Source organism: Geobacillus kaustophilus, from assembly GCF_000948285.1.
In the GTDB taxonomy this organism is placed as follows: domain Bacteria; phylum Bacillota; class Bacilli; order Bacillales; family Anoxybacillaceae; genus Geobacillus; species Geobacillus thermoleovorans_A.
In genome coordinates this window covers 1-18,770 of record NZ_JYBP01000003.1, presented here as the reverse complement: position 1 = coordinate 18,770, position 18,770 = coordinate 1, and the positions used below count along the sequence as shown (strand labels likewise).

The 18,770-nt window shown below is 44.0% G+C and carries 21 protein-coding genes and 1 pseudogene; all 22 read left to right on the top strand.

All coding sequences use genetic code 11. The annotated features are described in order from the left end of the window. Positions 1 to 48: 48 nt before the first annotated feature. Positions 49 to 222 carry a DUF7302 family protein gene (locus tag LG52_RS19580; protein ID WP_156135610.1) on the top strand — a complete coding sequence of 58 codons (174 nt, stop codon included), beginning with the start codon at positions 49 to 51 and terminating at the stop codon, positions 220 to 222. Next, positions 222 to 620 carry a phage protein Gp36 family protein gene (locus tag LG52_RS00620; protein ID WP_044730447.1) on the top strand — a complete coding sequence of 133 codons (399 nt, stop codon included), beginning with the start codon at positions 222 to 224 and terminating at the stop codon, positions 618 to 620. The genes LG52_RS19580 and LG52_RS00620 overlap by 1 nt, the downstream gene beginning before the upstream one ends. Before the next feature lie 5 nt (positions 621 to 625). After that, positions 626 to 1,063: a phage virion morphogenesis protein gene (locus tag LG52_RS00615; protein ID WP_044730446.1), complete on the top strand. Its 438-nt coding sequence runs from the start codon at positions 626 to 628 to the stop codon at positions 1,061 to 1,063. Then, entirely contained in the window at positions 1,063 to 1,497 is a 435-nt protein-coding gene (locus LG52_RS00610; protein ID WP_044730445.1) for a hypothetical protein, read from the top strand. Before LG52_RS00615 ends, LG52_RS00610 begins: the two co-directional genes overlap by 1 nt. 13 nt (positions 1,498 to 1,510) lie before the next feature. Beyond that, complete coding sequence (locus LG52_RS19575; protein WP_156135609.1) at positions 1,511 to 1,687, top strand: hypothetical protein; 177 nt, start codon at positions 1,511 to 1,513, stop codon at positions 1,685 to 1,687. After that, positions 1,687 to 2,616, top strand: a complete 930-nt coding sequence (locus LG52_RS00605) for a phage tail tube protein (protein WP_044730444.1) — start codon at positions 1,687 to 1,689, stop codon at positions 2,614 to 2,616. Before LG52_RS19575 ends, LG52_RS00605 begins: the two co-directional genes overlap by 1 nt. A 59-nt stretch (positions 2,617 to 2,675) precedes the next feature. After that, a complete protein-coding gene (locus LG52_RS00600) occupies positions 2,676 to 3,023 on the top strand; it encodes a hypothetical protein (RefSeq protein ID WP_044730443.1) in 348 nt (115 codons plus the stop codon). A gap of 250 nt (positions 3,024 to 3,273) precedes the next feature. Beyond that, a complete protein-coding gene (locus LG52_RS18480; protein WP_052524453.1) occupies positions 3,274 to 5,595 on the top strand; it encodes a phage tail protein in 2,322 nt (773 codons plus the stop codon). Between the two features lie 17 nt (positions 5,596 to 5,612). Further along, positions 5,613 to 8,117 carry a fibronectin type III domain-containing protein gene (locus tag LG52_RS18475; protein ID WP_052524450.1) on the top strand — a complete coding sequence of 835 codons (2,505 nt, stop codon included), beginning with the start codon at positions 5,613 to 5,615 and terminating at the stop codon, positions 8,115 to 8,117. Between the two features lie 2 nt (positions 8,118 to 8,119). Further along, positions 8,120 to 10,228 carry a hypothetical protein gene (locus LG52_RS20030; RefSeq protein WP_197074533.1) on the top strand — a complete coding sequence of 703 codons (2,109 nt, stop codon included), beginning with the start codon at positions 8,120 to 8,122 and terminating at the stop codon, positions 10,226 to 10,228. Continuing rightward, the gene (locus LG52_RS00570) at positions 10,225 to 10,473 is read left to right on the top strand and encodes a hypothetical protein (RefSeq protein WP_044730441.1); all 249 of its coding nucleotides are present in this window, start codon (positions 10,225 to 10,227) and stop codon (positions 10,471 to 10,473) included. Before LG52_RS20030 ends, LG52_RS00570 begins: the two co-directional genes overlap by 4 nt. Positions 10,474 to 10,488: 15 nt before the next feature. Continuing rightward, the gene (locus LG52_RS18470; protein ID WP_052524448.1) at positions 10,489 to 10,878 is read left to right on the top strand and encodes a hypothetical protein; all 390 of its coding nucleotides are present in this window, start codon (positions 10,489 to 10,491) and stop codon (positions 10,876 to 10,878) included. A gap of 33 nt (positions 10,879 to 10,911) precedes the next feature. Further along, positions 10,912 to 11,850 carry a GH25 family lysozyme gene (locus LG52_RS00560; protein WP_044730440.1) on the top strand — a complete coding sequence of 313 codons (939 nt, stop codon included), beginning with the start codon at positions 10,912 to 10,914 and terminating at the stop codon, positions 11,848 to 11,850. Between the two features lie 113 nt (positions 11,851 to 11,963). Then, complete coding sequence (locus LG52_RS00555; RefSeq protein ID WP_044730439.1) at positions 11,964 to 12,176, top strand: hypothetical protein; 213 nt, start codon at positions 11,964 to 11,966, stop codon at positions 12,174 to 12,176. A 230-nt stretch (positions 12,177 to 12,406) separates the two neighbouring features. Next, on the top strand, positions 12,407 to 12,727 hold the full coding sequence (locus tag LG52_RS00550) for a hypothetical protein (RefSeq protein ID WP_044730438.1): 321 nt from the start codon (positions 12,407 to 12,409) through the stop codon (positions 12,725 to 12,727). A 1-nt stretch (position 12,728) separates the two neighbouring features. Then, on the top strand, positions 12,729 to 13,007 hold the full coding sequence (locus tag LG52_RS00545; RefSeq protein ID WP_044730437.1) for a hypothetical protein: 279 nt from the start codon (positions 12,729 to 12,731) through the stop codon (positions 13,005 to 13,007). A gap of 146 nt (positions 13,008 to 13,153) precedes the next feature. Further along, entirely contained in the window at positions 13,154 to 13,978 is an 825-nt protein-coding gene (locus tag LG52_RS00540) for a hypothetical protein (RefSeq protein ID WP_044730436.1), read from the top strand. 181 nt (positions 13,979 to 14,159) lie between these two features. Then, the gene (locus LG52_RS00535) at positions 14,160 to 15,515 is read left to right on the top strand and encodes a replicative DNA helicase (protein WP_044730435.1); all 1,356 of its coding nucleotides are present in this window, start codon (positions 14,160 to 14,162) and stop codon (positions 15,513 to 15,515) included. Beyond that, a complete protein-coding gene (locus LG52_RS00530; protein WP_052524446.1) occupies positions 15,512 to 15,937 on the top strand; it encodes a CHC2 zinc finger domain-containing protein in 426 nt (141 codons plus the stop codon). Before LG52_RS00535 ends, LG52_RS00530 begins: the two co-directional genes overlap by 4 nt. A gap of 54 nt (positions 15,938 to 15,991) precedes the next feature. Beyond that, the gene (locus tag LG52_RS00525) at positions 15,992 to 17,182 is read left to right on the top strand and encodes an ISL3 family transposase (protein WP_044730357.1); all 1,191 of its coding nucleotides are present in this window, start codon (positions 15,992 to 15,994) and stop codon (positions 17,180 to 17,182) included. Positions 17,183 to 17,513: 331 nt separating this feature from the next. Next, on the top strand, positions 17,514 to 18,023 hold the full coding sequence (locus LG52_RS00520) for a toprim domain-containing protein (RefSeq protein WP_052524444.1): 510 nt from the start codon (positions 17,514 to 17,516) through the stop codon (positions 18,021 to 18,023). Positions 18,024 to 18,037: 14 nt separating this feature from the next. Further along, positions 18,038 to 18,770 (top strand): annotated as a pseudogene (locus LG52_RS00515) (ribonucleotide-diphosphate reductase subunit alpha); the annotation flags it as partial.

Sequence of the window (18,770 nt, the reverse complement as noted above, 5' to 3'; positions counted from 1 at the left end):
TAGCTCAGACGCTCTCCCTCCCTTGAATTTTTCTGGGAGGTGTTATGGTTGAAAGTCAAAACCTTAGTTGATAACGTCTTGACTTTAAACAAGAAAGGAACAATTTTAGAGGTTTCTGACGAGCAAGGTAAACGATTGATTCAATTAAAAGTTGCCGAGGAGGTCAAAGACGAGAAAAAGCCTTCTAAGAAGGAGAAGGCAACCAAAGAAGGTGACAAATAATGTATGCCACAGTCAGTGACATTCGCAACGTTATGACGAAGTTACCTCCACAAATTAAAGACGAAGATATTGAGTTTCACATTAAGAAAGCAACCACATTAGTTGATAGCCACCTCAAGGTTGCTTATGTGACTCCATTCAACCCAGTACCAGAGCCCATTAAACACATTACAATTGACTTAGCTATCTTCTTTCTTGCTGAGTCTCTTTACTCCTCTCAAATGCCAAACTTTGACGAGTATCAAGTCAAACGATATGAGCGAGCTATCTCCATGCTCGAGAAGATTGCAATAGGAGACCTCATGATTGACGCTCCACAAAGAAGCAACTACCAAAGCGGTTTCGCTTCTACAAACAATGAACCTCCAATATTCACCTTAGATGAACCATACTGGTGATAAATATGGCTGTCAGCATTAATATTCGAGTTGAGCTCAATGGGCTTGATAAACGCCTCGAGAAGTTTCAAGACATGGATTTTACTAAGCCTCTCAAGCAGTCTGGTACTTACATGGAGAAGTCTATTGGAACTCGTTTCCGTCAAGCTAGATGGAAACCTCTCTCCCCTGCAACCCTCAAGTGGCACCCTCACCGTATAGGTGGAAAACCTCTCAATGATACTGGCAGACTCAAGCAGTCAGTCACTTCCAGAGCGATTAAGCGAGTAAGTAAAAATAAACTTCAATACGGAACAAACCTCATTTATGCCCCACTCCATAACTTTGGTGGTCGAACGAAGTTTGGATATGTCCCGCCAAGACCTTTCCTCTACTTCGATTCCAAGGACGAACAAGTCATTAAGCGCATTTTTGGGGACTATGTAAAGGAGCTGACTGAATAATGGCTCAAAATGTTGGAATGTACCGAGAGATTAAAGAAGCCTTGAGACAACAAATTAAGAACTATTTGCAGAGCGTCGGAGAAAATATCGAGGTTTACCCAGTACCCTATCAAAATATCGCTTTCTTTCCAGCGGTTGCGCTCGAGATAAGCTCACGCAGAAAACCCAAGGTAGGGGTTGGAGTGAAGCAACTCGAGCTTGATATGGTAGTCTGGGTCTACGTCGATATTCTCGACGCTGAGGACGCTGAAAGCGAATGTCTAAGGCTTCTGGAGCTTGTTGAGGACGCTATCGAACAAGACAAAACTCTTGGAGGAGTTTGCCACTACTTGTCTATTGATGACGTGGCTGAGTTTGGAACGGTACAACAAGGAGAAGCGTCCTTCCTGCAAGGAGCTCGCCTCAACGTTCAAATTATTAAGCGTTTCACATAAGCGAGGTGTGAATATGAAGCTCATTTACAACGGTAAAAGGAAGTTTCGCATTCTTTTCCCAGAGTACCATGAAGTTTCTGAGGGTTATGTCATCGAGACAGATGACAAGTTATTCGCCAAGGAGCTGAAAACTCTGGGGTTTGAAGAAGTGCAAGAAACGAAAAAAGGCAGAAAGGCAGGTGACAAATAATGGCGAAACAAGCTCATGGCTTTGACAATACAGTGGTTGTCGCCAAGGAGACAACATTCGCTCAAGCTCCTACAACTGGATTCAAATGGATTGGTATTGTTGAGAGCTTTGAGCCAGAGGAAAATAACAACTTAGACTCTCGTCTTAGCGTTGGTGTTCGTGCTCCTTTCATGCTCCGAGCTGGAGTCAAGGAAGTTGATGGCTCCGTCTCATTCGCTCTACAAAATGCTCGCATGATTGCTTTGGCTCTTGGAAAGGTTTCGACAACTGGTGATGGCTCTAATGGTTATACTCACACGATTACACCAGTTGGAAGTGGAGAACAACTCCCGAGCTTCACAATTCAAAACCACAACTTGCTCCACAACTTCACTCGCAACTATGTTGGAGGAAAAGTTGACAGCTTAACGCTTACAGCGAGCGCAGAGGAAGCTGTTACAGCTGAGGCTGAAATTCTATTCTCACATGTTGAGGATAGCGGTATTACTCCAGCAACAGTCCAAGCTGAGCTTGATAACTATTTCATGTTCTATGAAGGCTCCGTCAAAATTAACAGCGTACAAGTTGCGAACGTCCGAGAGTTTGAGCTTGAGATTAATAACAACTTAGAAAGACGTTTTGTATTGAATGGCACAAACAAACCAGCTCGCATTGAAGAAGGCAACCTTGAGATTACAGCGAGCTTGACGCTTGACTTTACTGATACGACCCAATGGGATTCCTTCAAGAATGGAGACAACCTCGTTGTTGAGTTAATGCTCCAAGATGTTCAAAACGCAAACCACTCCATTAAGGTCACTCTCATGGGTGGAATGTACGATACGAACAGCCTTCCAGTGAATGCTGAGGAGCACCAAGAACAAGAACTTGAAGCCCTTTTCACTGGTATTGAAGTAGTTGCAAAAGACGGAAACGCTACTCTGATTTAACCCCCTCCTCCCCTATTTCCCCTCTCCCCTAATAATTCCACGAGAAAGGATGATGAATAATGGCAAACAAACCTTGGTTGAAAAAGAATGACGAGAAAGTGATTGAGGTAATGGGCGCTAAGATTACGCTTAAAAAGTTGACGTTTGGTGAGTCTCGTAAAGCAGTTAAAGAAGCTATGAAATTCAACCCTATTACACAAAAAGCTGAGGTTGACCCTTCTCTTATTGGTGTTCTTCGAGCTCTCTACCAGATTAAAGACTGGGATTTGACGGACGAGAATGACAACAAGCTCCCTATTACTCTTGAAACACTTGACAACTTACATGAGGACTTTGTTGCTCAGTTAATACAAAAGATTAGCGAGCAAGATGACAATGGAGTCACAGAAGAAGAAAAAAAGCAATAAGGTCGGCTGTCTTAAAGAGCTTGGAGGGTAAGAAAGTCGAGAACCCTCCAGAAGCCCTGCAAATTTATGAGCTCTGTCGAGAGTTTGGTTGTCTCCCTTCTCAGTTAGAGCAGGAGGACAACAAAACGATTGAGGAGCTCATTTGCGTTATGAACGCAATTAACGAATACCACTCCAGACAAAACAGGAGAGAAAACAGAAAGGAGCTTGCTAGAAAACTTGGTGGAGGACAAAGGAGGTGAGCTGAGCGTTGGCTAACTCTGTTGAGATTATTATTAACGCTATCGACAACGCAAGTCGCAAAATTGATGAAGTCAATCGAGCTCTTGACAGACTGGGGAATGGTGGTAGAAAAGTAACAACTGTTTTGGCTGGTGTCTCTGGCTCTATTGCTGGCTTTGCTCCAGCCGTTGCTGGTATTGGCGCTATGGCTTCCATGTTTGCTAGTGCTGGCGCTGGAGCTATGGCTTTTGGTGCTGTTGCTGTTTCATCTATTGGAGGAGTAGTCAAAGCCAGCGAGGAAGTTGCTAAGATTGAGGAGAAAATTAAGCAAGCTGACTCAGCAAAAGAGCGTATTAAATACCAAAAAGAGCTCCAGCAAGTTATGGCTGGATTGAGTCAAGCTGAGCGTCAAGCTCTCACTGATTTAATGGAGTTCAAGTCTTGGTGGGGTAGCTTCACTCAAAGCCTTCAAACGCCAGTTTTTAAGGTCTTTGGTCAAGGGTTAGACTTCATTCGCAACCTTATGGAAGCCTTGAAGCCAGCTATTGCAACAACTGGAAATGTGCTTGCCAGCTTCTTAGAAAAAGTCAATGCTTCTTTCAAGACCGAGCAAGTAAAGAGCTTCTTTGACTATATAAATAGCTCAGTTGGACAAAACTTGACAGCTATTCTCACGACTGCTGGCAACTTGTTTGTGGGATTCATGGAAATTCTCAAAGCATTCTCCCCTCTGAGCCAGTCATTCGCACAAGGCATGGTCAATATGTCAGCAAGTTTCAGAAAATGGGCTGAGGGGTTGAGTCAGAGCCAAGGATTCCAGCAGTTTGTCAGCTATGTCAAAGCCAATACTCCTGTCCTCTTGAGTTTGATTGGCAACTTATTTAGATTCATCGGACAGTTGGTCGTTGCTCTAGCTCCCCTTGGCAGTGTCGTCCTCCAATTGGCAAGCTCCTTCGTTCAGTGGACAACAACTTCTGGGCTGGTACAAACAGCCTTGAACTTGATAAGAGCAACTGGACAATTCCTTTTGCAACACTTAGGGGCTCTCAAGGTTGTTCTTGCTAGTGTTTTGGCTGGTTTCATGGCTTTCAAGGGTGTCGTGGCTGTCGTCTCTATCATTAACGCAGTCAAGAACGCCTTTAACACGCTGAAAACAGTTTTTACCGCAGTAAGAACAGCGTTCACATTGCTACGAGTTGCTATGCTGGCTAACCCATTCGGTTTAGTTATGGCGGCTATTTTAGCTCTGATTGCTGTTGGAGTATTACTCTATCAAAACTGGGATAAGATTAAGCAATACGCTCAACAACTCTGGACTAGACTCCAACAAGTCTGGAACAACATTAAAACAGCAGTAGTCACAGCAGTGACCAACATGGCAACTCAAGCAGTGGCAAAGTTCAAGTCGTTTATGGAGAATGCAAAGAGCGCAGTAAGCAACGGAATTAACGCTGTTGTGAACTTTTTCAGACAATTACCTTCCAAGGTAATGTCTTTCATCAGTAACTTGGCTAGTCAAGCAGTATCAAAATTCAAGCAATTCATGAGCAACGCAAAAAGCGCTGTAAACAGTGGAATTAACAACATCGTGAGCTTCTTTAGAAGCCTCCCTTCTAAGGTTATTAGCTTCATTAGCAGTTTGGCTTCCAACCTCGTGAGCAGATTCAAAAGCATGATGAGCAACGCCCGAAGCGCTGTAAGCTCTGGGATTAACAACGTTGTAAGTTTCTTTCGCTCGTTGCCTTCCAAAGTATTGGGAACAATTAGCTCTCTAGCGAGCTCGCTTGTAAGCAGATTTAGAAGCATGATGAGTAGTGCTCGCTCGGCTGTTTCGAGTGGTATTCATGGCATTGTCTCTGCAATCAAGGGAATGGCTTCTAGTTTCTTGAGTGCTGGTAAGGGACTTCTTGACGCTTTCGTTCAAGGAGTTAAAAACGGTATTGCAAGAGCTAAGTCGGCTGTTTCGTCTGGTTTGAGTGCTATTCGGAGACTATTGCCATTCTCGCCAGCAAAAGAAGGACCGTTGAGCGACCTTGACAAGTCTGGTGAGTCGTTCTTCCCTACTTGGTACGAAGGAGCTCTCAAGAAAGTGCCAACTATGACAAGAGCCATTAGTGGAGCTATGGAGAAACTCAATGGCGAGCTCAACAATAGTTATGGAACAGTTGGCTTAGACTATTTTGGCAGAGCAGGACGCACTGTAATTGTCATTCGTCATGAGCATTATGGCGAGGTGGAAGTACGAGGAGATAGTTCTCGTGAGACAATTAGATTTGTGGGTCAAAATGTTGAGCAAACAGCCTCGGCTGATATTTTAAGAGACTTACGACAAGCTATTAGACGAAGATAGAAAGGAGGGAGTTTGAGTTGGCAACTAAGAAGTTTAACATAGCTTGGATGGGACAATACAGAGCGTCAAGCAACTCATATGTTGGCGCTGGCTCTCCTATTCGAGTAGGTGGAGCAGACAACTACCATTCCTATATTGGATTTCCTACCTCAGTGAGAGACGCTCTGAGAACGTCCAAAACAGCAACTACGCTGAAACTCTGGATATATGTTTATGACGCTTCTCCAGAGTGGGACGTTGGGGCTCACAAAGAAACGTATAACAAGGCTGGAGGTACAATGCCATGGTATAAGTACCTCAGAGCTTATCAAGGTCTAGGAACTGGATGGATTAGCCTTGACCTTACTAACGTTTTTATGAATGATTACAAAAATGGTACTTACCATGGAGTTGTCCTCTACTCTGGAGCGTCGAGTGGCTATTACGGAGAGGCTTATGGTTATAGAACTGACAGCTATTGTGCTTATATTGAGGTAACTGGTGACTGGAACAACCCTCCGAGTGCTCCTACTCTCACGTACCCTCAAGGTGGAGAGATTGTTGACCAAAGTATTACGGTAAGATGGAACAAGGCAAGTGACCCAGACGGAGACGCTCTTTCCTATCAAGTTGCTATTAATGACGGTACTGGCTGGAAGTATTACACAACAGCGACAGGAGCAACAAGCTACACAATAGACACGAGCTCGCTGAAAGAAACTTCAAGCGCTCGAGTTGCTATTCGAGCATATGACGGTCAAGAATATAGTGGCTGGGTATATTCCAACTACTTCACGATTGACCACAACCAACCTCCAAGTGCTCCAACTCAACTCTCTCCTGCAACTGGAGCGGTCATTGACAGAACGCAACCAAACCGTTTCTCGTGGAAACACAACGATGACGGAGCTCAAGCTGGTTTCCGTATTGCTTGGCGTACAGTTGCGGCTGACGGTACTCGAGGGGCTTGGAACTACATTCCAAACGCTACCTCGTTCATGAACACAACAAACCAATACTATGACATGCCAGCGAACACGCTTCCGTTTGGTAACATTGAATGGGGAGTTAAAACAAAAGACCAACAAGGTCTCGAGTCTCCATATTCTCAATGGCAAATTATTAAAGCGAGCCAGCCAACAAACGCCCCTACTATCCTTTACCCTACTGACTTTGCGGAAGTTAATACAACTCGGGTGACTGTTACATGGTCGAGTTTGAACCAGATTCAATATGACCTCGCATTGTATGACTCGGATGGTTGGGAGCTATTCCATGAAGTGAAAAGCGGAGGAACTAAGCAAGTTACTATTCCAGTTGACTTAGAAAACAACAAATTCTATGAAATTCACTTGAGAGTTATGGACTCCACAACAGGCTTGTGGTCGGACTACACCATTGTGGTGTTCTCCACAAACTTCACTCCTCCACTCCCTCCAGTTATTGAACGCTTTGAGGAAGCTGGTGACGGAGTATTAAACATTTTCTATGGAGCGAGTGACGTTGACATTTTACCGTCTTTCTTGGTCAATGATGGAGAGCAAAACCCACTCCTCCAAGGTTATAGTGGCTCCGTCAGAGGAATGGATTACGAGCTATTAGACCAAAACAGCTTGACTATTACAGGAGCTCTCAAGGGAGTTGAATACTGGCTCACCAGTGAGGAAATTCCTCTTGTTGCTGGAAGTGTTTACACCTTGACAGCAACCTTTGATATTCAAGGAGGGCGACTCTATATTGGAGCTTATGACGCAAATAACAATGCAATTAGCTTCCAAGCAACTGGAGCGGATAAAGCTCTCTCTCCTGTTGGAACAACAGCGCTCAACTATACTTTGCCAGAGAACGCTGTCAAGTTGCGAGTTATTTTCTACACAACGTGGGACAACACAGGAACGGTCACAATTAGCAACATAAACCTCCGTATTTCTAACGCAAGCACAGCAACCGAGGAGATTCAAGTCTTTCGCAGAGAATACACTCCAACTGGTACAGCCCCATGGATTATGATTGCAGATGACCTTCCAACGAACGGCTCGTTTTTGGACTACACTCCAGCGAGCGGAGTTGTTTATGAGTATAAACTCCGAGCGGTAAACAACTCCAACAAGACCTCAACAGACTCGAGCGTTGAGCAAGTGAGCATTGTATTTAATGACACATTCATTCAAGAAGCCAACAACCTCTCTAGCATTGTGCTCCTCAAGTATGCTACCTCGAGGGAGACTAAAATGGAACTTGAAAGCGAACTTATGAGGTTTGCTGGCAGACGTGACCCAGTTAGAGAGTTTGGCGAGCATGAAGATATTGTCATTTCCGTTGAGTGGATTTTTGACACTTACCAAGAGGTTGAAATGTTTAAAGACCTCTTGAGACGGAGAGACGTTCTTCTCTATCGTGACCGCAACGGTCGTCGTTTCTGGGTAACTTGTGACGCTTTTGAAGTTAAAGACAATGACGTAAATGGCTTCACCTTGAAAGCTGACTTCCATGTAACTCATTTCATTGAGGACTTAGCAGTTAGAAACGGAGAGGAGGCTTAACTATGCAAACGATTGAGAGAGGAGGTTACACTCGAGAGCAGATTCTTGACGTATTACATGCTAAGAGCAACACCAGAAAAGTACGCTTTCGTTATGACTTACTCGACAAAAATGAGAACTATATTAAGACGCTTGATTGTGTGCTTGAGGGGGAGGTTGAAATGTCAGCCTTCTCCACTATCAAGCGCACAGCAAAGTTTAAGATAAAAGAAAATTACATTCCAGAGCATATTGAGCGAGCAACTTCTCAAGTAAAATCTTACTCAGAAAGTACCTTCACGAGTGGAACTCACTCTGGGACAGTTGCAACTGGGAGCTCTCCTTTTGACGGAGGGAGCTGGGTACGAATTACAACTCCAAACATTAACCTCTTGACAACAAACGAGTCCACTTTTGGGACGACAACATGGACGAGTGGGCAACCTCACCCAGATTGGAACACTTGGGGAGCTGGGCGAGGAACTTGGAACTATACAACCGACTCATTAGGTGGCATGGCTCAATATATTACACGAACAGCAACCAGCTCACTAGGTATTGATTTGAAACGAAGAAATATTTCAGTGACCGCAGGGGAAAGATTGTATCTCTCCTTCTTCTTTAAACCAGTCAACGACCCTAATGGTAACTTTGCTGTCCCGAGTTATTGCTACATTATGCACAACGATGGACAGGGAAACCTTTGGATAGGTGACACAAACCATAACGGAGGTTATACAATTACTGATTTAGGAGACGGTTGGTATCGTTTTGATGGAGCAGTCAACGCAGACAGAACGGACACCGTTGGAGTTTTGATTGCTTGGCACACTTCAACTGGAACAAACGGAGCGGTTATTATTGATAATGTTTACTTTGGCAAAACAGCCCCTACATGGTCGGCTCAATGGGTTAGTGGGGTCATTGACATTAGCGACTCACGTAATACTAAAGTAGTTGACTCGAGAGTGAACTTTCAAGTCCAGACACCAAGCTATGCAACAGCAAAACTCGAGTCGAGAGTTTCCACAGATGGAGGAGCTACGTGGGGAGCATGGACGTCCGAGGTGAATGGAGCTCAACTTTCTAGCTTACCTTATGGAACTGACCTCACTAATGCTCAAATACAGTTTCGCTTTACTTTCACGAGACGCAATATAACTGATTATGTGGGAGCCGACAACCTCTCCTTTACTATCGACGGAGAACATGATGTGATTGTCCCAGAAACCACAGAGATTAACTACCTCAGTGACCGCATTCAACCTTATATGGAAATTCAAATGCCAGACGGTAACTGGATTGACTTCCCTCTCGGTATTTTCCTCCTCTCCACTCCTACCAAGAGAGACGAGAATAATGGAGTCTATCGTGAGATTGAAGCATATGACGGTCTCATTATTCTCAATGATGACAAATTCACCTCTCGCTATTACATTCCAGCAGGGAAAAAGTACACTGACGCAGTGATTGAAATTCTCATAAGCGCAGGAATAAGCAAATTCAACATAACAGACAGCTCCAAAACACTCTCAGCTCCTATTGAGTTTCCTATTGGAACAAGCAAGCTCGAGGCGATTAACTCCTTGCTTGAAGCCATTAACTATACGCAAATATGGGTTGACGCTCGAGGATATTTCACAGCTTCCCCTTATATCTCCCCTTCCGAGAAAGCAGTTGACTATGAATACCTCGATGACGAGCTTTCCGTTATTTACAACGGTATTGAGGAAGAACTTGACTTCTTTGGAGTCCCTAACGTGTGGGTTGTTACTCAGTCAAACCCAGAAAAAACACCTCTCGTAAGTACAAAGATAAATGACAACCCAGACTCTCCTACTTCAACGGTCAACGTGAGGAGAAACATTGTGGATTTCAGAGAAGTTGATGACATAGCAGACCAAGCCACTCTCGACGCCTACACTGAGCGGATTGCTTTTGAGGCTTCTCAAGTGTTTGGTCGATTGCGCTTTAAAACAGCTCTCATGCCATTCCATGAATATATGGACGTTTTGAGGGTTAAATACGACCCTCTCAAGATAGATGACAAATTCAGCGAGGTAGGCTGGAAAATGACCCTCCGAGCTGGAGGAGAAATGGAGCATGAAGTGAGAAAGGTGGTAAGCATATGAAAGCTGACGAGTTTGTAACACTCATAAGCTCATTGAACGCTAAAGAGAGCAAAGATAAGCCTTTCTCACTGGGGGTAATTGACCCTGCTTACAGTAGCGGTCGCCCTAAAGTGATTTTTGATGGGAGCACCACTGTAAGCTCCAAGACTTACCCCTACCTCTCAAGTTACACTCCCCGAGCTAATGACCGAGTGATTCTTGCTAATGTTGGAGGTACTCATGTCATACTGGGGAAAATCACTTGAGAGGAGGTGAGAAAGGTGTCTATCAAGGAAATTCTTGCTGTTGCCAACAGTGAGGTTGTCTTTGCAGTCTTGTTCATTGTTGGTTTGTACTCGGTTGCTCGGTACGTTCAAACAGCTCTTAGAGACCAAAAAGAAGAAAACAACAGACGTGAGGAGCAACTCTTTCAAATGTACCGAGAGCAACTGGAAGCCTCAGCAAGGCGAGAGGCTGAGTTGATGAAAAACCTTGAGAAAAACACTGAACAGCTTGGCAATATTGCTGAGACGCTTAAAGAAGTGCAACGCAACCTCGCAAAGCTAGAGGACAAAGTTGACACAAACTTTATGGCTGTCTGGAAAGAGCTTGGCTCTAAAGCTGACAAAAACGAGCTCAGCAACAATGCCAAGTTTATTGATACCCAATGATATTACCACAGTAATATAAAGGAGGTCTCCAGCATGAAAGGAATTGACGTAAGTCGCTGGCAAGGGAGCATTGACTGGAACAAAGTGAAAGCTGATGGAATTGAGTTTGTTTTTGTGAAAGCTACTGAGGGTTATGGATATGTTGACCCTAACTTTGAGCAAAACGTTCGAGGAGCTTACAATGCTGGGCTTGATGTTGGAGCTTACCACTTTGCAAGGTTTGAGTCAGTAAATGACGCTATCAATGAAGCAAAACACTTTGTGAATACTGTTAAAGACAAACCTTTGAACCTACCTCTCGTATTAGATTTGGAAACTAATGAACATGGTCTCTCTTATGCAGAGCTTACGAAGGCGGCTGAAACGTTCTTGAATTATGTAAGAGAAAGCACTCAATTCCCTGTTATGGTTTACACTAACAAGAGCTTTCTGAGCAAGTTTCAAAAGCCTAGTGGTGTTCTTCTCTGGTATGCTCGTTATGGTGTAGCAAAGCCAGACGTTGATTGCGATTACTGGCAATACACTGATAAGGGAAAAGTCAACGGTATTAATGGATATGTTGATATGAACCTCTTAATGAGAAGCGAACACCCTGCAAAAGTTGTGAAACCTACCCAAAAGGTTGAAGCAGTCAGACAGTCCAAACCGCAAGCCAAACCGACTGGCGACATTTACATTGTAAGAAGTGGCGACACACTCAGCGAGATTGCTAAAAAGTTCAATACTACTGTCAGCGAGCTAGTGAAGTTCAACAACATTAAAGACCCTAACAAAATTTATGTCGGTCAAAAACTCCGCATTAGAGGGAGTGCAACAGTGAAAAGCTCTCCTCAGTATTATGTTGTCCAACGAGGCGACACGCTGAGCGAGATTGCTGTCAAGTTCAAAACAACTGTCAAGAAGTTACAACGCTTAAATGGAATTAAAGACCCTAACAAAATTTACGCTGGTCAAAAGCTGAGAGTGAAATAACCTCGCCATTTCTTCCCTCTCTTTCCCCTCTCACCTTCCTCTCTTTGTCCGTAAGTCTCCGAGTGAGCAGGTCAAAATACTACACTAGAAGGAGTAGATAAGGTGATGAAACTATGAAGAACTTTATTGAAAAATTCAAACGCAGTAAATGGGCTTCTCGCAAGTTGTGGACTCTTTTAGGGTCAGCATTGTTCGTAATTCTTACTGACATTTTGAATATTAAAATTGACGAGGATACTTACTGGGCAGTTGTTACTCTGGCGGCTTCTTACATTCTCGGTCAAGGTTATGTTGACGGAAAGAAATACGAGAAAGAACAAAAATAAGAGCTGGCTTCTCGTAAGCTGGCTCTTTTTTTACCTATCATAAAAATCGAACTAATGTTCTATTTTATAACCAAGGTTATTTCAAAGTAATACCACAGTAAAATTTTTTAACTGGTTACCCTTGACTTGTCGAAAAACTTTATGTATGATAAAGGTACATAGCACCACTACATAAAGTCCTAGGTCGTAACAGGGTATTACTCAAAAAAAGATATAAAGGGGGACGGACAATGAAAAGATTTGTACGGTTAACTATTGAAGATATGGAAAAAGAGAGAGAGAAGAAAGCGCTTGAGGAAGCTCTCGCTGAGGTGTCCGACCTCATAAGTGAAAAAATTAATGCCAGTATTACTGAGGTCATTCGTGAGTTAGGTTACAACTACCATGATAACATGACCCCAGAGGAAATACAACAAATCGGACGGCAAATGGAGCAAGACGGAATTGACATTGTTGTTGACGATAAAATGGAAGGAAATATATATAAAGTTGATATTAAGGTCGTCCAAGTGGCTCGAGCCATTGAGTTTGACCTAGGAGGTGCTTCTTAATATGCAAGCTTTTAAAAATGTGGTGATTGACAACCTCGAGACGCAACTCAAGGCACAAGAAAGACTCGCGGAGGCTGAGCTCGCCAAACTACAAAGCGAAAAGGAACAGTTTCTCAATGATATGAGCCAAAAGATTGAGCAAGCAACTCAAAAGGTGCAACGCTTAACAGCAGAAAAACAAGCGATTGAGCAAGCCATTCAAATACTCATGCAACAAATGCCTGTAATACCCAACGAGGAGCCAACTCCTCCAGAGGAGGAAGCTCCTCAAGGAGCATAAAAAAAATTCAAAATAGGTGTTGACAACGTGGTATTACCGTAGTAATATTATTCTCGCAAGGGTCGTCAGTAGCGACTCAAAAAATTTACCCTTTGGTATTACCATAGTAAAACTACAATAAAACTCTCGAAAGGAGCTGTTAGTGTATGGCGAATGTTGATAAAGATGTAATTAACGGCTGGAGCGTTGTTGATGATGATAACAATGAAACTGGTAGCAACGAGGAGCGCAAAATTGAATACTTGAAACTCCCAGAGGGAGACACTCGCATTAGAGTGCTTGACGTTGCTCCATTCGCATTTAAAGAATGGTGGGCTCCTCGAGGGAACGGAGGCAAAGGAACTTCCATTCCTTACAAAGGTAAAGATGACCTCCTCGAGGCTGAAAACAAGGCATTTATGGAGAAAGTCTTCCAAGAGGCTGACCGTCTAGGTTTGAAAGGTGAACAACGCAAGAAGTTTTTACGTGAGAAAGGTTACTCTAAACTTCCATGGGGCAAAGTCAAACAAAAATATGTCATTCATGTTCTTGACCGAGCAACTGGCGAGGTGAAACTCCTCGAGAAAGGTAACGGACTATTCAAGGAGCTCAAAAAGTACGCCATGAACCCAGAGTATGGAGACTTGAGACAGTATGATGTCACGATTACTCGCAAGGGCTCTGGATTAAATACAGAGTACACTGTCACGCCAGCTCGCCAAAACACCCCACTCACTGACGAGGAGATTCGCTTATATGAAGAAAGCAAAGTTGACCTCGCTAAGTTAAAAAACCACAGCCATATTACCCCTGAGCAGTGTTTAGCAGTTGCAAAAGGAGCTAAATGGGAGGATGTTTTGAAGAAAAACAACAACGTTGAGGAAAAAGCTGACCCAGACATGTTACCACAAGACGACTCCTCGGGCGAACCTATTGAGATTGACAGCAGTGAAGTTTTAACAGATGACGAACTCGAAAATTTAGAGTTTTAAGGTGAACGTCATGGAGGTCTCTCCCCTCTCGAGGGCTCACCTTGAGAAAGAGATTGCTTGCTTGATTAACTCTTGTAGTTGGTCAAGTGAGCAAGTTTTTTTCTCCATAAATTACTCCTCAAGGTATTTTTATTAAGAGTCCCGAGGGTGAAAAAGCTCAAAGAGGAGTGTGACGAAGGGTATGACCCAAAGAATACCTTCAAAGGAATTGATACACCGAGCTGGCTCAGAAAGAGCTTTGCTGAGCATTTGTTTAAATAAGCCAGAGGAGCTCATTGTTGCGAGCTCCAACGGTTTGCTCCCAGACATGTTTGCGGTTGATGGACACAAATATATTTACATGGCTATGAACTACCTTTACTCCAAGGGAGAACAACTCGACCCTATCTCTATTTTGAATGTCTACACAGATGACCGAGCTAAGCAAGCCATTGAGGAGCTTGGTGGAGTTGACTATATTGAAGCTCTCAAAACAACTCCAGTAGCAAATAACACAAAGCTCTTTGTAGAGCACATTATTCAAGCGTCAGCTCGCAGAGAGGTATATGAAACAGCCCTCAAGGTCGCTGACGAGGCGATAAAAGCCAAGGATAAAGACCTCAGCGAGTACCTCATGGGGGTTGAGTCGAAGTTTCGAGACATTACTCTCGAGTACCAAGTCTCTCAAGAGGTCGTCCCTATTGGAGAAGGAGTTGCAGAGCGTCTCAAGCAAAGATTGCTCAACCCTCAAGAGGTTATCGGTCTCAAAACTGGCTGGAGAAAGTTTGATAAACTCACTCAAGGGTTAAAAGCTGGAGAGCTCACTATTGTAGGAGCTCGCTCCAAGACAGGAAAGTCTGTCACCCTCCTCAATTGGTCTCGCAAAATATCGGTTGAGGATAAAGTACCAGCTCTCTACATTGACACTGAAATGTTTACCGAGGAGCAACAAGACCGTTTACTTGCTATGCTGAGCAGAGTCCCAGAGGTTGAGATTAAAAATGGCATGTTTGGAAGGGACACGATAAACGGAAAAGCTCGAGACAAGATTGCCAGATTGCAAGAGGCGAGTCGAATGCTCAAGGAAGCTCCTTTTTACCACGTTTACCTCCCTCATTTCACCCCAGAGAAAATTGTCGCTCTAGCGAGAAAATACCAAGTTGAGTACGGTATTGGCTTGCTAGTGTTTGACTACATTAAGCTCCCTAGCTCTGGAGGGTATGTTGGTGAGAAAGAATACCAAGCCCTCGGATACCTCACAAGCACCCTCAAGGATATTGCAGGAACTCTCCAGATTCCAGTTGTTTCAGCAGTACAGCTCAACCGAGGAGCTGTCAAGGCTGAGGAAATTGACGAAAGCATGATTGCTGGCTCAGACCGCATTCTCCAACTTGCTAACCGAGTATGCTTCCTCCGTTGGAAAACTGAGGAGGAACGAGCCCTCTCAGCAGGAAACCAACGCTTTAAGATAGCTTTCCAGCGTGGAGGAGCTTCAAACCTCGACGAGATAGACATTGACTTCAAAACGGAAATTCTCTTACAGGAGGAAGTCTCATGAGCAAGCGCAACCCTCTCGAGCGTATTCGTGACGCAGTTAACGTGAGAAGACTCCTCGAGGTGTATGGGGCTCAGAGAATACATGGAAGTGGAAATATTCGCTCCACTTGCCCTATACACCGAGGAGACAACCCAACAGCGTTTGCTTTTGACGAGCGCAACAAACTCTATTATTGTCACACTAAGTGTCAAGAAGGCGGAGACGTTTTTGACTTTGTGATGAAAATGGAAGATTGCTCCTTTTTGGAGGCGGCTAAGAAGCTCGCTGAAATGTTTAACGTCTCCGTTGACTGGGAGAATGAGGAGATTGACGAGAACTATTTTCGAGAGGAAGCTCTCAAGTTTATTGAACAAATGAGGAAACGCAATAAACGGTTCATCACCAAATTTTGTGATTTAGTGACAAAAAAGAGAAAGCACTGACGAGATCCTGGCAATAATGTTAGCGGTGAAATAAACATTAAGGAGGTCTCGTAAGTGCTTTCTATACCACTAGGATTGCCAGAATTTAAAGTGATTAAACAAGAACTTCTTTCCTATGGTTATGCGATTCATGTAGAGAAAACAGAGACACAGGAACGTTGCCCTCATTGTGGGTTTGCCACTTCCTCTGTCCACGACAGACGGACAAGAAAAGTACGGGATTTGGCGATTTTCCATCAACCGGTGTACTTGTTCATAAAGGTAAAGCGCTATCGGTGCTGGAATTGTTCTCAAGTGTTTTCCGCCTCTTTGGAATCGATTCCACCCAATCAACACTACACCAATCGATTTTGTGAGTACTTGTATGAACTTTGCGAAGGCTCCACCATTCAAGAGGTTAGCCGAAAGCACCGCATCCCATATACAACATTGGAACGCATTTATTACTCCATCGCATCGAAAAAAGCAAAAGAGCGTCAAACAGCGATAGAAGCATCTTCTCAAGAAGGAATGGTGCTTAGTTTAGATGAAATCGCTGTAAAAAAGGGACAACAGTATGAAACTGTATTGATGGATGCCAGAGCCGGATCGGTCATGGGAATGCATGCCGATCGCCAATGTGACTCCGCCATCAACTTGTTGAGCCAAAATATCCTGTCGAAAGAAATGGTCCAAACGGTGATTCTTGACATGTGGGAACCTTATCATAAGGCGGTTCGCGCCCTGTTTCCATCTGCTTCGATTGTCATCGATAAGTACCATGTGGTTCAAAAAGTGACACAAGCCTTGGATCAAGCAAGAAAGGAATTTTCTCCATTGAAAAAGGCTCGATATCTTCTCTTGAAAGGCTGTGAAAAGCTTCGTAAGGACCAACGGCTTCGATTAGACGATATCTTGGAGGAGTATCCGGCACTTTCCATTGCTTATTATCTGAAAGAGTTGTTTCGGGATTTTTACCGAACCGATGGATATCATGAAGCAAAGGAACGCTTGGAAGAATGGATTCAGTTAGCCAAACAGAGCCCTTTTGCTTCTTTTCAGAAAGCAGCCAACACGCTTGAAAGGTGGAAGGAGCCTATTCTTTCCTACTTTTTGTGCCCATATACGAATGCCCGAATTGAGGGGACGAATCACAAGATCAAAAACATCAAACGCCGGGCATATGGCTATCGAAATCTAGAACGGTTTCGTTTGCGTGTATTTCTGGAGTGTACAGGGAACACTACAGGCAGTCAGGCTGCTTAAGCGCTCCCTTCTTCCGCTATCGGTATGATAGTTGGTAGAATGGAACCCGTCAAGGAAAGCACTTGACTGTTTCCATTCTACCAACTTCGTGGTCTGTATGCGGAAGAAGGATCCTGACTGATGAACCTATTTCATCCAGCTAACATGTCTCTAGGATTGAGTAGAAATCACAGAAAATGGTGAAGACCCCAATAAACAAACGAAACTCCCTCCTTTCAAGTTCAAGGCAAAACTGGCAAAGGTCAAAGAATATAGAGGCTTCTCACCAGAGGCTATTGAACACTGGAAACTCCGAGTCTGTCTTGATGGAGAGCTCGCTAACAGAGTTGTCATGCCAATAGAGGACATTGAAAAGCGACTCGTTGGAGTCACTGGACGGAGACTCAAAGATGATATGCCAAACAAATGGATGCACCGTCCAAGAAACTTGCATACTGGTTGGATACTCACTGGCTTAGGTCGCAACCTCGAGGAGGTAAGAGCCAAAAATGAGGTCATAGTCGTCGAGGGAGTTTTCGATTGCGTCCGAGCATGGGATTGCGGTCTCAAGCATGTTTGTACCCCTATTGGAACCTTCTTCACAGAAGAACACGAGCAAGAACTCTATAAGGCTGGAGTGACTCAACTCGTGATTGGACTTGATAATGACCCAGCAGGAAGAAATGGAACAAGAAAAATGATTGAGCGACTCAAATACAAGTTTGACATTACAGTGTTAAATCTCCCCGAGGGGAAAGACCCTTGCGACTGTACTTGCGAGGAGCTCCTCGAGGCTTACAATACAAGGCTTCTAGTCCACGAGTGGTATGACAAATATGGCAAAGAAAAAGAGCGATTGTAGGAGGTTGATGTAGCATGATGAAAATTACTCGTGAGAACTTACAAAAACCACTGAGCGAGGAGGACAGCTTCTCGCTTAAAATTATTGCTGACCGTTACCTCTTGAAAGACCCAGAAAAGACTCCTACTCGTGATGACGTTGTAGTTGTTGAGTTCCAAGTTGTTGGCGAAAATGGCAATATTAAGGTGGTCAAAGAGGTCGCTATTGTTGACGATTACGACCCAGAGACGGAAAAAGTCACTGTCACACTATTCACAGGTGGAGAAGACCGAGGAAAACAATTCACTCTTGACCGTCGAGCAGTTGACGTTTTACTCGAAAAGAGCGTTACTGACCTCAAAAAACGAGTTGCAAAAGCCCTCTCTGGAGGAGAAAAATGGCTCGAGAAAGAAATAGAGCGCCTCGCCATGGAACAAATTCTCTTTGGTGGTCGCATTCTCGCTGGAGCTGGAACTGACGAGGAGCTAACATATTTCAACTGTTATGTTGCCCCTCCAATTCATGACTCTCGTGGCGGTATTGCAAAACACAGAGAGATTGTCATGGAGATTATGTCTCGAGGTGGTGGAGTCGGTACAAACGGCTCGACTCTAAGACCAGCTAAAACAAAAGTCCACAAAGTACGAGGTCGGAGCTCTGGCGCAGTTTCTTGGTTAAATGACTTGAGCCAGTTGACTCACCTAGTGGAACAAGGTGGAACCAGACGCGGCGCGCAGATGATTATGCTGGCAGACTGGCACCCAGACA

Bases quoted from the DNA above. Each gene is read 5' to 3' on its own strand.
- LG52_RS00620 (WP_044730447.1), top strand. From the start codon at position 222: ATGTATGCCACAGTCAGTGACATTCGCAACGTTATGACGAAGTTACCT.
- LG52_RS00615 (WP_044730446.1), top strand. From the start codon at position 626: ATGGCTGTCAGCATTAATATTCGAGTTGAGCTCAATGGGCTTGATAAA.
- LG52_RS00610 (WP_044730445.1), top strand. From the start codon at position 1,063: ATGGCTCAAAATGTTGGAATGTACCGAGAGATTAAAGAAGCCTTGAGA.
- LG52_RS19575 (WP_156135609.1), top strand. From the start codon at position 1,511: ATGAAGCTCATTTACAACGGTAAAAGGAAGTTTCGCATTCTTTTCCCA.
- LG52_RS00605 (WP_044730444.1), top strand. From the start codon at position 1,687: ATGGCGAAACAAGCTCATGGCTTTGACAATACAGTGGTTGTCGCCAAG.
- LG52_RS00600 (WP_044730443.1), top strand. From the start codon at position 2,676: ATGGCAAACAAACCTTGGTTGAAAAAGAATGACGAGAAAGTGATTGAG.
- LG52_RS20030 (WP_197074533.1), top strand. From the start codon at position 8,120: ATGCAAACGATTGAGAGAGGAGGTTACACTCGAGAGCAGATTCTTGAC.
- LG52_RS00570 (WP_044730441.1), top strand. From the start codon at position 10,225: ATGAAAGCTGACGAGTTTGTAACACTCATAAGCTCATTGAACGCTAAA.
- LG52_RS00560 (WP_044730440.1), top strand. From the start codon at position 10,912: ATGAAAGGAATTGACGTAAGTCGCTGGCAAGGGAGCATTGACTGGAAC.
- LG52_RS00555 (WP_044730439.1), top strand. From the start codon at position 11,964: ATGAAGAACTTTATTGAAAAATTCAAACGCAGTAAATGGGCTTCTCGC.
- LG52_RS00550 (WP_044730438.1), top strand. From the start codon at position 12,407: ATGAAAAGATTTGTACGGTTAACTATTGAAGATATGGAAAAAGAGAGA.
- LG52_RS00545 (WP_044730437.1), top strand. From the start codon at position 12,729: ATGCAAGCTTTTAAAAATGTGGTGATTGACAACCTCGAGACGCAACTC.
- LG52_RS00540 (WP_044730436.1), top strand. From the start codon at position 13,154: ATGGCGAATGTTGATAAAGATGTAATTAACGGCTGGAGCGTTGTTGAT.
- LG52_RS00535 (WP_044730435.1), top strand. From the start codon at position 14,160: ATGACCCAAAGAATACCTTCAAAGGAATTGATACACCGAGCTGGCTCA.
- LG52_RS00530 (WP_052524446.1), top strand. From the start codon at position 15,512: ATGAGCAAGCGCAACCCTCTCGAGCGTATTCGTGACGCAGTTAACGTG.
- LG52_RS00520 (WP_052524444.1), top strand. From the start codon at position 17,514: ATGCCAATAGAGGACATTGAAAAGCGACTCGTTGGAGTCACTGGACGG.